Here is a 13,226-nt window from a genome sequence, read left to right as displayed (position 1 = left end):
AAAATTCAGTAAGAATGTCATTTAACCACTTGAATATCCGCCCCAAAGTCAGTGCCAGCATCGTTTTCCTGTTATTCTTTCAGTTGGGATTTGCCCAACAGGATTTCAGTAAGGTAGATGAATGGGTAAATAAGAATTTAACCGATCTCGGCGGCAGAGCAGTGTTAATGGTTTATAAGGACGGGAAATTTGTGTACACGCAGAACTTTAACAATTTAACAAAGGGCCAGCAGAACCGTGGAAAGATCAAAGCAAAAGTACAAGGCAAGGATGTGGAAGAAGTGTTGCAGGATTATACAACCACTACACGTGAACGTGTTGCCAGCAGTAGTAAATGGTTTACAGCTGCATTACTGATGACCTATATTGATGAAAACAAAGTTCGGCTAACCGACTCAGTTGGAAAATTTTTACCCGTGATGACGAAGTATGGCAAAGGTGGTATCAAAGTATGGCAATGCCTGAATCATACAACAGGAATTAAGAGTGGCGGATTACGTGATATGCTCAACGGCATGAAGAATGTAACCAGCATGTTTCAATCCATTGAACAGATCGCTATGCTGCCGATGGAAGGCACACCGGGAAAATATTTTCATTACAGCAATACAGGTTTACAAATTATTGCAGGCATTATTGAAAAAGTAAGTGAGAAGGATTTTGAAACTGCTTTTAAAGAACGTATTGCTGATCCGCTTGAAATGAAGAATACAGATTTTGGAAAGAACGGTGTGCCACTTGCAGCAGGCGGAGCCTTCAGCACAACAGAAGATTACATGAATTTTTTGATCATGCTGTTAAATGAAGGTGAATTTAAAGGCAAACGCATCATCAGCAAAGCTTTGGTGAATGAAATGCAGAAGAACCGCTTAGGCCGTGATGTAGAACTGGCTTACACACCAGATGAAACAATGAACTGGGGTTATGGTTTTGGTGAATGGATCATGGATGCACCATTAGCGGTAAGCGAAAAGAAAGATGCCATGCCTGTATCGAAACGTGGCGTTGCTGTAAGCAGTCCGGGATTGTTTGGAAGTTTCCCCTGGATCGATAATGATAAAAAGTATTGTGCGTTTTTATTTGTGTACAATCTGAAGAACAAAGGAAGACATGAAAAGTATAAAGAGTTGAAGGGGTTGGTGGACAATGTGATGAGGTAGAGGGAGAAATGCAAAACCATAAAATTCGAAAAATCAAAACTTTGATTTGCAATCACTCTCACAAGTTGTCTAGCTAGGATATATAAACTAGTGTGGCCTGCTGTATGATAGGCACTTTAAAACTATTTAAAATATGGAAAGAAAAGATTTTTTAAAATTTGGAGGCTTGACAACTGCCGCATCAATTTTTGTTTCTGACAATGCGTTTAGCCAAAACCTGACAAACAACAATATTGATAAATTAGTAGACGCTAACGGAAACTTTGTTCAACAACCGCTTCCATATGCTGAGAACTACTTAGAGCCCTATATGGACAGCGAAACGCTGCATTTACATTATACGTTTCATCACGGTGGTGCTACAAAAGCTGCCAATACAGATTTAGCTAAAATAAAAGAGGCAATGGATTCTAACAACTATGAAACATCTGACTATTGGACGAAGAAACTATCCTACCACTTATCTTCACATATATTGCATTCAATATTCTGGACAAATCTTGCCAACAAATCGACAAGCCCAAAAGGTGACTTACTGAAAAGAATTGAGAAAGATTTTGGCAGCTATGATAAGTTGAAATCTTATTTAGCAATAACATCAAAAAACGTCGATGGAAACGGATGGGGTATTTTAGGCTATCAACCTTACACCGATAAGCTGACCATTTTGCAATGTGAAAATCACGAAAAATTGACACAATGGGGAGTAATTCCTCTGCTTGTAATTGACGTATGGGAACACTCATACTATTTAAAGTATAAAAACAAACGTGGCGATTTCGTTGACGCATTGTTCAACATTATCAATTGGGACAACTCAGCACAACGCCTTGATGATGCTATTAAACTGACGAAGTAAAGCAAAGCTGGTTACATGGGCTCGCCATTAGCAGCAGGCAGAGGAAATAAAAAAATCCCAGGTAAACACTTTTCAAATACTACCTGGGATGCAAAAAAACAATCCGGAACTATTTAACTCTTGTAAGCTTCATTTCTCCTCTTTCATTCTTAACCAATATTTCATTTTCATTGATCAGTTCAGCAGTACTGGCCATCTTCGTGTCGTTGAAGGAAATACTATAAGAGAACTTTTTCCCATCAATTTTACCATCTTCTAATTTTACCTCACCGAATTGAGTTTTCCAGGTACCTGTCACTACTTTTCCTTCAACTTTAAATGTGTATTCAACTTCAAAAGTACCGTTCGGTGTTTCACGGGTTCCTTTCCATTTACCATCTATAGGATTTTGAGCAAAAGCTGTGTAACATCCAAGGATGAATAATAAACTAAAAATGTATTTCATGTAATTTGTTTTAATGATTAAAAATTTACCGGTTTAATAAGTGTAGAATTTTTCTACACCTTTCACATTCATCTTTATTGAAGTAATTCTGTCGGGGCTTGTCATAAATAATATTTTATTGTTTGACCCTGCAAAAACATTATTGGTGCCACCACCACCGGGAATTGTCAGCACTTTATTCCCATTTTTATCATAAGCGTTTAATCCAGGTCCGCCGCTAACATAAATATTTCCTTTTTCATCAAGAGACATACCATCACAGAAATTCAGATTGCTAACCAACGTCTGCATATTGGAAAGTGTACCATCTGTATTAATAGTAAAAGCTTTGATTTGTCCTGTACCATCATAAGTCCAATTGTTCACATACAATTTTTTACCATCAGGAGTTCCTGTAATTCCGTTTGGCCATATATCAGCATTCCATCCGGCCATTGTAGTAACTCTTACAAGTGTACTTGCACCCGGTGCTAAATAATATACATGGCCGCCTTTACCGGTTGCAGCCTGTTCAGAGTGTGTTGGCTCCCAACCTTGTTTGCGTGGATCAGACGCATCCCAATAATCTCTTGGAAATATAGGATCAGTAATATAGATACCGCCATTTTTAGGATTGATCCAAACATCATTGGGGCCGTTTAATAATTTGCCATTGTAATTATTCACCAATACAGTATGCGAACCATCGGGAGCAATCTTCCAAAGTTCTCCATGCATATCTGCGCAGGCAATAAGATAGCCATCTCTATCAAACGCCATTCCATTAGAACGACCGGTGCCGGTTAAAAATGTAGTAATCTGTCCGGTTGATGCAGTCCACTTATAAATTTTATCATTGGGCTGATCAGTAAAAAATACATTTCCGTCTTTGTCAACAGCGGGCCCTTCTGTAAATCGAAATCCTTTTTGAACAGTGTCTAACACTCCATGCTGACTTGCTGAAACAAGACCAGTGGGATCGAAAAAATTGCTGCCCGAAGGACGCAGACTAACAGATGACCTTTCAGGTGCTGATTCATTGAGGGTATCGTTTTCGGAATGAAGCATGTTTTTTGAACAGGACAACAGCCCTGTGGCACATAGCACAGCCAGAGAAAAAATCATTTTCTTTTTCATACCAGCAAACAATTTTAGATTTAAAATATAGATAACAACCATGCAGAATGCTGCATTAATTCGAAAGCTATCTAAGTTTAAAAGTAAAAGCTACCAAAAGATACCGCTGAAGAATTTTAAACAACAACAGCGTCTTTTAGTCTTGATGAAATGAGGTTAAGATTTATTTGAACGGTTGTTCCTCAAACAACAACGATATCTGTTTCTCTTTACATTTAGTGTCTTAAAACAATTTATATGAAAAAGAAATTTCTCAGCAACATCTTTTATGCATTAACGATCCCCTGCCTTCTACTTTTCTCGTTTACTACAATTCCTCAAAAGGCAAATTTCTCAGGCGAGTGGAAATTAGATGAATCAAAAAGTGAATTAGGCAATGCAGCAGGACGTGTTGCACGATCATTAAAAGCAGAACAAAAAGACAACGACATTACCATCAGCCGAACAACACCCGGTTTTAATGGTGGCGACCCGGTTACCACAACGTATACTGTGACGTATGATGGCAAGGAAACAGAGTCAGCAGGTTTTGGCGGATCAAAACGTAAATCAACTGGTAAGTGGTCGGCTGATGAGCAAACTTTTACGATCAGCAGTGTAATGGTCTTTGAACGGAATGGTGAGAGTATGGAGATCAAATCAACTGAAACATGGTCATTAACAAAAGAAGGCTTGCTTTCTGTTGTTACAAATACCTCATCATCACGTGGTGAGTCTACAACAAAGGCAGTTTACAGTAAATAAGAAACTAAGAGTATTTAGATGCCCCGGCTGCTAAGTTGAAAGACTTTAGCAGCCGGGGCATTTTTGTAAAGTGGTGCAACCGTTTGTTCAAAAAAGCCATTGTTGATTACCGCCCTGTAAACAATAGTAATTTCGTTGCTTCATTCGATCAAATCTGGATATTCTAAAAAATGGTTTGAGTTGAACTAAACATGAATTACAATTTGAAAGCAGCAGTACTTATTTTATTCGTTGCCACATGTATTAACTATGCATATAGCCAAACAACAACTGTTGCTGAAAAAAACGGTGATGCAACAAGTGTAGCCCCTATTCACTGGAACAGTTTTAAAAAGAAAACTCCACGTACTAAAATAGCCAATACCGTAAAGGCAGCCTTACTGAATGCGAATAAGTTTGCGCTTACTACCTGGTATCATCAAACAAAAAAATATCAGGCAGATTCCACCGGCTACCTTGATTTGAAAAGCAAATCAAAGGTGAATGAATACAGGTATCGTTTTCCCGGAGCAATGGCATTTGGCATTGCTATATCAATAAAGACAGGTATTTATGATGCAACTGTAACAGGCGTGTCGTTACAGGAAGCAAAAAACAAAGCCGTGTCTATGACAGCTGCTATTGCTTATGATCATAAAGTAAACAACAGCCGCAAAGTTTGGGGCGGCGATTGGCAGGCAGCTCATTGGGCTTATTATGCAAGTTATACAGCCTGGCTTTTATGGGACGACCTTACTCCGGAAGATCGATCTTATGTAATACAAATGACGATTGCAGAAGCAGATCGTTTTCTTACTACTGCCCCACTCTACTATAAAGACAGTACAGGAAAAATACTTTTTGTTGGTGATTCTAAAATTGAAGAAGATGCATGGAATGCTGAATTGCTTTACCTCGCTGCAGTAATGTTGCCCAATCATCCGCATTCAAATAAATGGTTGCAGAAAGCTGTTGAATACATGATCGCTGCAACTTCGCTGCCATCAGATCTGCAGAACGATAGAATTATACACGGCCGCCCCGTTAGCAGTTGGGTAAAAGGTTACAATCTCGAAGAGCCGGGTGTTGTGATCAACCATGGTATCATTCATCCGCAATACAATGCACTTGCTTCCATGATCAATGCACCCATTGTATTTTCACTGGCAGGAAAAGTTACACCGGAAGCTGCACGTTTTAATCTTGATAAAATTTATTACGCAGTAACAGCACATAAGTTTTCATCGCCACCTTATAAATCTCCCGGCGGCACCATGTACCAGGTTGGCTCTGCCGAAGTTTATTACCCCGAAGGTTCCGATTGGGGACTTGCTGTGTATGATAATTTTGCCAACCTTGATATTGCTGCTTTTTCTTATGGCTGGGATAAGCTTGCGAAAAAAAACAAAGGAAAATATTGGGCGAAGCTGCACATCAATAAAGTACTGGCGCAGCAAAAACGATTTACAGACGGACATACGTATGCCAACGATAAAGAAAACAGTTACCTCGGTAAAGAAGAAGCCATTGCTTCACGCATGGGATCGGCATGGATGACTCTTTTGTTGCAGCAACAAAAACCTGTTGTTTACAACAACAACGCTATTACTGAATAAACAATTACCGAAATAAACAAGTATCACTCAAACGAATTTCATCAATAAATGCGAAAACAATTATTGTTATCACTCCTTGTACTTTTTTTTGTTTGTGCAACCAATGCTCAACAATCGAACTTACGTGCAGACAGCATCCACCATCAAATGAAAAAAGTTGCTGACTGGCAATGGACAACACTTGAAACACAAGGTTGGAAAAATCCGAAAAAAGACTGGACCAGTGGTGCCATGTATGCAGGTATGATGGCCTGGAGCAAACTTGCGAATGACGAAACCTATTATAAAAAACTGATACAGGTTGGAGAAGATAATAAATGGCAGATTGGCAAGTACCGTCATTTTGCGGATGATTATTGTGTGGGACAACTTTATTCGCAGCTCTACTCTATTTACAAGGACCCGAAGTACATTGAAGATTTTAAGAGCCTTGCCGATACGCTGACGATGATACCGCATACAGAAAGTCTTGAATGGAAAGACCGTATTCATTTGCGTGAATGGGCATGGTGTGATGCACTCTTTATGGGCCCACCTGCATTGGCTTATCTAACACAGGCAACCGGCGATCCAAAGTATTTGAATACTTCATCTGAATTGTGGTGGAAGTCTACAGAATATTTATACGATAAGGATGAGCATTTATATTACAGAGACAGTCGTTATTTCAACAAAAAAGAAAAGAATGGAACGAAAGTTTTCTGGAGCCGTGGCAATGGCTGGGTAATGGGTGGTCTGGTAAGAGTGTTGTCAGTAATGCCGAAAGAGCATCCGGATAGAGAAAAATTTATTCAGTTGTTTAAAGACATGTCGGCTAAGGTGGCCGCTATTCAACAGCCCGATGGAAGCTGGCATGCAAGTTTATTAGATCCGGTATCGTATCCCGTAAAAGAAACCAGTGGAACAGGTTTTTTCTGCTATGCATTAAGCTGGGGAGTAAACGAAGGCATTCTTCCTTATAAAAAATATTCGCCAGTTGTAAAAAAAGCATGGCATGCACTTACAACTTCGGTTCACCCCAATGGCAAATTAGGTTTTGTGCAGGCACAGGGAGCTGCACCTGATAAAGTCACGTATGACGATACCGATGTTTATGGTGTTGGTGCATTTCTGTTAGCAGGCAGCGAAATGCTACGCATGACCATTGATCAACAAAAGAACACTGCCATGGTTGAAGCTGTTAATCTTACCTCCTCAACTAAAACAGAAAAGGTTACTGTAGAGTGGTCGTTGTTGACAGCTGAAATAAAAAAAGTAAAAGCAAAAAAGGTAATAGTAGAAGATGCAGTAACGGGAGAACAAATCCCGTATGAAGTAATTACTAATCATCAAAAAAAACCTGCATCGATTGTTTTTGAAACAGCATTTACTCCGGGAAGCAGTAAGTTCTTTTTGATAAGAAAGAAATAGCAATACCAAAAAGAAATAAACACGACGCCACTGCCATGCAGTGGCGTTTGTGTTTGCAAAATACTGTTGTATATTTAAGCAAACAGACCTTGACCAACGCCTGACTACATTTCCATTATTCTTCAATATTATTTATCACAAAGTAAATGCAGTATGCAAGCATCAATTGAAGACCTTAGAAACGTGATTGCTTTTAACAACCTGTCCGACGAACATCTCCAATGGATTCTCGATCGTTCGAACTATGTCGAATACCAGGATGGAGATCTGATTGTTAAGTATGGCGACCCTGCCGAAGTAATGTGGATTGCATTGCAAGGCAAAGTAACTTTTTACATGTATATCAACGGCAGGCAGGTATATTATTTCACATTTGAAAACAGCAGCATGACTGGAGGTGTAGGCGGCCTGCTCCCCTATTCCAGAATGAAAACGATGCCAGGTTATTCCTATGCATTAGGGGAAGTAAAGATGCTGCGTTTGCATAAAGATCATTTTCATGATCTGGAAGTATTGAACCCTGAACTCATTCAACGGCTCATTGGTTATATGACTGAACGGGCCAAAGCATTTGCCACTACACAACTGCAACATGAAAAAATTGATGCATTAGGCAATCTTGCAGCAGGCATAGCACATGAATTAAATAATCCGGCAGCAGCTATCAGTGGTATTGCAGATGAATTAACAAAACGTGTTACACGTAATTATATACTCACCAAACAACTGCTCGAATGTAATATGACAGCTGAGCATATTCAAACCATTCATTCAATTGTAGAGAAAAAAGAAAGTGCTGCAGCAGAAACAACTAAACGCAGTACCATGCAACGCATGCAGGCAGAAGATGATATTGAAGATTGGCTGGAGAGCAGCGGTATTAAACAACGGGAAGCAGCTGAAACATTTGCTGAATATGGATTCACGGTGGAAGAACTGGAACAGATACGTAACGATGCGGGGGCAGAAGCATTTACACGTGTGGCTCCATGGCTGGAAAATTTGATCAGCTCACAAAAAATGATCAAAGATCTGGGCGATGCGTCAGACCGTATTTCTAAACTAGTTGCATCTATAAAAAGTCATGTGCACATGGATCGTACAAACGATCTGCAAACAACCAATGTTCACATTGATATTGAAAACACTTTAACGCTGCTGGGTTTTAAATTGCGTGGGAAGAATATTGACGTAGTGAAAAAGTTTTGTGCCGATATGCCGGTAGTGCCTGCTTATGTAGGCGAACTAAACCAGGTGTGGACCAACTTAATTGACAACGCCATTTCGGCGTTGGATCAAAACGGCATACTAACCATTGAAACAACCTGTACAACAAAAGACGTAACAGTTGCCATTATTGATAACGGAAAAGGTATCCCCAAAGAAATCATCACCCGCATTTTTGATCCTTTCTTCACAACGAAGAAAGTTGGCGAAGGAACAGGGATTGGGTTAGACATTGTCAACAGAATTATCAAACGTCATAACGGCGATATTAAAGTTGAATCAACTACGGGCAGAACAGTTTTTAAAGTTTGTATCCCATTGTCGCAACAAATCATATCACATAACCAGGAGCCATAAACCAAAACAGATGAAATGAGCCATAAAAATTAACGAGCAATTTATAACATACAGCGATGTTAATTTTTATGGCGAATAACATGTGGCCAAAAATCAAACAAAAAAGAAACACATGAAACTTCCTTATATCATTTTAATTGACGACGATGTACAGGTGCTTCGTGCTATTCAGCGTGATATCCGGAATCAATACCGTGATGATTATAAAATTGCAGCAACCGAATCAGCAACGGAAGCATTGGAGCTCATCAAAGAGTTGAAGTTGAAAAACGAAGTAGTTGCTTTATTTATTTCCGATCAACGTATGCCTGAAATGGAAGGCATTGCTTTTCTTGAATTGGCCAATGAAGTTTTTCCTGAAGCGAAGAAAGTATTGCTTACTGCTTATTCCGATATTGAAGCAGCTATTCGTGCTATCAACAATGTAAAGCTTGATTACTATTTATTAAAGCCCTGGCATCCTCCTGAAGAAAAATTATTTCCTGTAGTAAATGATCTGTTAGATGAATGGCAGGCGTTATACAAGCCCGATCATGAAGCAACAAGGATCATCGGTTTTCAATGGTCGCCCAAAAGTCATCAACTCAAAGAATTTCTTTCCGGCAATTTGGTTCCTTATATCTGGATGGATGTGGAGAGTGATGAAGAAGCAGAAAAATATCTGATCAGTGCCAATGCGTCAAGATCAGATCTGCCATTGGTGATCTTAAAAGATGGATCATTCATTTCAGACCCCACTCTACCTGTACTTGCTGAGCGTGTTGGCCTGCAACAAAAAGCAACCAAAGAAATGTATGATGTACTCATCATTGGTGCAGGACCTGCAGGACTTGCAGCATCCGTGTATGGTTCATGCGAAGGATTAAAAACATTGCTGATCGAACGTAGTAATCCCGGTGGACAAGCAAGCAGCAGTGCACGTATTGAAAATTATCTAGGTTTTCCAACAGGTTTATCCGGAGCAGAGTTAAGCAGAAGAGCCATTACACAAACACTTCGTTTTGGAACAGAAATTCTTACACCGCAGGAAGTAAAAGCCATCACGATAAAAGATGGTTATAAGATCACAGAGTTGATGGATGGTTCACAGATACATAGTAAAGCAATCGTCATTGCAACAGGTGTGGCTTATAAAAAATTAGAAGTGGAAGGATTGGATTCGTTTACAGGTGCAGGTGTGTATTATGGCGCAGCAGCAGTTGAAGCACAAGCATGCCGTAATGAAAGTATTTATATTGTTGGTGGTGGCAACTCAGCTTGCCAGGCAGCTATGTATATGAGCAAGTTCGCCAAAGAAGTAAACATTCTTATCCGGAAAGATAAACTGTCGCAGGTGGCTGCAAATTATTTAGTAGAAAATGTCAGCAACACGCCGAACATTCATGTGATTCCGCATACAGACGTAATTGCATGTACGGGCTCAACCATTCTTGAAACCATTACACTAAAAGACGCTGTTACAGGCGAAGAGAAAACTGTTCCTGCAAAAGCATTGTTCATTTATATCGGCACAAGACCCGGCACGGGTTGGTTAGATGACCTTGTATTAAAAGATGAAAAAGGATTTATTCTCAGCGGCAGTGAATTAATGAAAGACAAATCATTTGCTTCCTTATGGAAATTAGACCGTGAACCTTTTCTTTCTGAAACAAGTGTACCGGGTATTTTTGCTTCAGGTGATGTACGCTTTGGTGCCATGACAGGAATCTCAGCTGCTGTAGGTGAAGGCTCGATGGCTATTCGTTTTGTGAGAAAGTATTTGCAGGAGATGTAAGAGGAAAATGTAAAAAAAGAAATTGGCAAATACATTAAGTCCATTAAACGATTTAATGAATGTAGCAGACGTTTATTTTCAAATCGGATTGTCTTAACAAAATTACAAAAAGCAGAACGCTAAATGTCTGGCTTTCAATTTCTAAATTTTAAACACAGCACATCTAATATCCTATATATTTGTGTTAGCGGTAATGATACAAGCGACCCTACAAACATCAACGACGGTGAATAAATGATAGAAATTTTACGCAATCATATAACTACACGACTCGGAAATGACCTTGATAATTTGGATAAGGTTCTTTTTAATTTTAAGCTTATTACGACTAAACGAAACGAACAGCTTTTACAGCAAGGCGACATTTGTAAATACGTTTACTTCGTAGCCAAAGGCTGTTTACAAGTCTATGTTTACGACAAAGACTTTAATGAAACAACACGTGACATTGTAATTGAAGATAATTGGTGTTCAGAACTTTTAAGTTTTGGGAGTGGCAAACCTGCGACTGAAAATATTAGGACTGTTGAGCCGTGTGACCTTTTTTTCATCGACAGAGAATCATTTCAAACAATGATGGAAACAGTTCCACAGTTTGACAAAGTGTATAAACAAATTCTTGAAGCTTCCTACGCCAATTCCGTTTATCGCATAAACACATTCGTTGCCCTATCTGCTTTGGACAGAATTAAGTGGTTAATGGAATACCGACCAACTCTTATGACAAGACTATCAAGTAAACTTATAGCGTCTTACTTGGGCATCAATAAAGATGTCTTTAGCCGACTAAAAGCACAGCTTTGAAATTGTAGACTTTTGTCATCATTCACGGAAATTTAATTGTTGAATTTTACCTCATCATTCACAATTCAAATTTCAAAACAATGACAGAGTATTTATTATTATTTCGCAACGCAAGTGCCGAAAATGGCTACTTCGCAACATCACAAGATATGGCTGAAGATATGCCTAAGTGGCAATCGTGGATTGGCAATATTGCAATGCAAGGCAAATTAGTTCATACCGCACCCATTCGCTATGACGCAACAATAGTAAGCAATAATGAAATTACTGTTGGACCTCACAAAGAAACAGACAGTGTTTTAGTTTCAGGATTTCTTATTTGCAAATCAGACAATTTGGAAGAAGTGCAAGAATGGAGCAAGACTTGCCCTATTTTAAAATATCCAAACAGTTCGGTTGAAATCAGGCCACTCATTCCTTTTCCAACAAACTAACACTTACAACAATGGATAAAATTTTAACTCTTGGAAAATATATTTTTCCGCTTTCGTTTTTGCTTTATGTGGGCTTGCATTTGGGCAAACCAGAAGTTGGGGCTTCACTGGTTCCAGATTATATGCCGTTCCCATACTTTTGGAATTACTTTACTTTGGTTTGTATCCTGCTTTTCATAGTTAGTGCATTAATAGGAAAATATGATAAGTTAGCCTATTCATTCATGGCATTGTATGCAATCTTAATGGCTGTATTGGTACATTTGCCAAGAGCAATGGGAGACGAATTAGGAACAGAAAATATGACCACTGACTTAATGAGAGAAAAGGAATTGGAAATGATAAACTTTTTTAGAAACATAATGGTGACAGGTGCATTGTTGGCCTTCGCAAAGTTTGTAGCTAAAGACAACAGAGTAATCGGATAAGCAATTCGCAATCTAATTTTTCAAGTCGGGACATATTATGTTCCGACTTTTTATAATTTAGGACGGTGAAAAATAAGAATATACGCCTAACACCGGTTTTTCGTCAGGCGGGGTGACATGCAAACTTGGAGCTTGGGGCTTCAATTCAAATTCAGTGCTGGCGCACAGTTTTGAGCTCCGAAACCCGCCCTAAAGAAATCCCCAAAGCGTTAGCGGTAATGCAGTGGCAACACAGCCAAGACCGAATTCAGAGTGAGTATAAACTAAATATTGAAAGCAAATAAGTAATTTAAGCAAAAAAAAATGGCGACAACAGCGAAATTATTAGAGGACAGTTTACTGGAAATTTGGAACGATCGAGATTCGGACAAGCGTTTGGAAACAATGAAGAAAACTTATGCTCCAGACATTCAGTTTTATGAGAGCAATGCGGGAAATGCAATCGTTGGACATCAGGCAATAAATGAACTTATTTCAAAATTGCAGAGTGAATGGCCAATTGAATTTCAGTTTGAACTAAACAAACCATCGCAAATAAATCATACAACACAAATTATTTCCTGGAACCTTGGACCAAAGGGAGCCACACCAGTTGCAACGGGAATCGATATAGCCATTACAGAAAACGATTTAATTAAATCATTGTATTTATTTTTGGACGCAAAATAAAAATAGACCCGAAGGAATTGCTTGATTAAGCACTACGCCAACAAGGGTTTGGCAATCGTGGGGCTGACGAACATAGGCTCAGGTTCAGTATAGCAATTTAGCTTTTGTGTTAGGACTGGCTGACATAATTCTATTGCCCACCATCGCCAGGCCCTAAACCCACACCCGCAATAAAAGGCCTTCTCTGTTATCAACAAATTTCAT

At 39.1% G+C, this 13,226-nt stretch carries 13 protein-coding genes; 11 read left to right on the top strand and 2 right to left on the bottom strand.

The window, feature by feature from the left end; all coding sequences use genetic code 11:
- Nucleotides 1-14 precede the first annotated feature (14 nt).
- Both WG954_RS12530 and WG954_RS12525 read left to right on the top strand, forming a co-directional pair.
- Entirely contained in the window at nucleotides 15-1,160 is a 1,146-nt protein-coding gene (locus WG954_RS12530) for a serine hydrolase domain-containing protein (protein WP_340436927.1), read from the top strand.
- 133 nt (nucleotides 1,161-1,293) lie between these two features.
- Nucleotides 1,294-2,019 (top strand): superoxide dismutase, encoded by a 726-nt coding sequence (locus WG954_RS12525; protein ID WP_340436925.1) that lies wholly within the window; start codon nucleotides 1,294-1,296, stop codon nucleotides 2,017-2,019.
- Nucleotides 2,020-2,128: 109 nt separating this feature from the next.
- Here WG954_RS12525 and WG954_RS12520 read toward each other — a convergent pair whose 3' ends face one another.
- Together WG954_RS12520 and WG954_RS12515 are read right to left on the bottom strand one after the other, a co-directional pair.
- Entirely contained in the window at nucleotides 2,129-2,464 is a 336-nt protein-coding gene (locus WG954_RS12520; protein WP_340436924.1) for a hypothetical protein, read from the bottom strand.
- Between the two features lie 33 nt (nucleotides 2,465-2,497).
- A complete protein-coding gene (locus WG954_RS12515; RefSeq protein WP_340436923.1) occupies nucleotides 2,498-3,511 on the bottom strand; it encodes an SMP-30/gluconolactonase/LRE family protein in 1,014 nt (337 codons plus the stop codon).
- 306 nt (nucleotides 3,512-3,817) lie between these two features.
- On the opposite strand from WG954_RS12515, the gene WG954_RS12510 reads away from it, so the two are divergent.
- The 9 genes from WG954_RS12510 to WG954_RS12470 all read left to right on the top strand — a co-directional run bounded on the left by WG954_RS12510 (nucleotide 3,818) and on the right by WG954_RS12470 (nucleotide 13,022).
- Nucleotides 3,818-4,324, top strand: a complete 507-nt coding sequence (locus WG954_RS12510) for a hypothetical protein (RefSeq protein ID WP_340436922.1) — start codon at nucleotides 3,818-3,820, stop codon at nucleotides 4,322-4,324.
- A 191-nt stretch (nucleotides 4,325-4,515) separates the two neighbouring features.
- Nucleotides 4,516-5,919 (top strand): hypothetical protein, encoded by a 1,404-nt coding sequence (locus WG954_RS12505; RefSeq protein ID WP_340436921.1) that lies wholly within the window; start codon nucleotides 4,516-4,518, stop codon nucleotides 5,917-5,919.
- Between the two features lie 147 nt (nucleotides 5,920-6,066).
- A complete protein-coding gene (locus tag WG954_RS12500; RefSeq protein ID WP_340436920.1) occupies nucleotides 6,067-7,329 on the top strand; it encodes a glycoside hydrolase family 88/105 protein in 1,263 nt (420 codons plus the stop codon).
- A 153-nt stretch (nucleotides 7,330-7,482) separates the two neighbouring features.
- Nucleotides 7,483-8,913 carry an ATP-binding protein gene (locus tag WG954_RS12495; RefSeq protein WP_340436919.1) on the top strand — a complete coding sequence of 477 codons (1,431 nt, stop codon included), beginning with the start codon at nucleotides 7,483-7,485 and terminating at the stop codon, nucleotides 8,911-8,913.
- 112 nt (nucleotides 8,914-9,025) lie between these two features.
- Entirely contained in the window at nucleotides 9,026-10,687 is a 1,662-nt protein-coding gene (locus tag WG954_RS12490; protein ID WP_340436918.1) for an FAD-dependent oxidoreductase, read from the top strand.
- A 234-nt stretch (nucleotides 10,688-10,921) separates the two neighbouring features.
- Nucleotides 10,922-11,491, top strand: a complete 570-nt coding sequence (locus tag WG954_RS12485; protein ID WP_340436917.1) for a Crp/Fnr family transcriptional regulator — start codon at nucleotides 10,922-10,924, stop codon at nucleotides 11,489-11,491.
- 80 nt (nucleotides 11,492-11,571) lie between these two features.
- Nucleotides 11,572-11,925, top strand: coding sequence for a YciI family protein (locus WG954_RS12480; protein ID WP_340436915.1), 354 nt, complete (start codon nucleotides 11,572-11,574; stop codon nucleotides 11,923-11,925).
- Nucleotides 11,926-11,936: 11 nt separating this feature from the next.
- Nucleotides 11,937-12,353: a hypothetical protein gene (locus WG954_RS12475; RefSeq protein ID WP_340436914.1), complete on the top strand. Its 417-nt coding sequence runs from the start codon at nucleotides 11,937-11,939 to the stop codon at nucleotides 12,351-12,353.
- 303 nt (nucleotides 12,354-12,656) lie between these two features.
- Nucleotides 12,657-13,022, top strand: a complete 366-nt coding sequence (locus WG954_RS12470) for a hypothetical protein (protein WP_340436913.1) — start codon at nucleotides 12,657-12,659, stop codon at nucleotides 13,020-13,022.
- Nucleotides 13,023-13,226 lie beyond the last annotated feature (204 nt).

The organism is Lacibacter sp. H375 (genome assembly GCF_037892425.1).
GTDB lineage: Bacteria > Bacteroidota > Bacteroidia > Chitinophagales > Chitinophagaceae > Lacibacter.
Note: the sequence above shows the minus strand (reverse complement) of the source record. Positions and strands in the feature narration are given on the sequence as shown.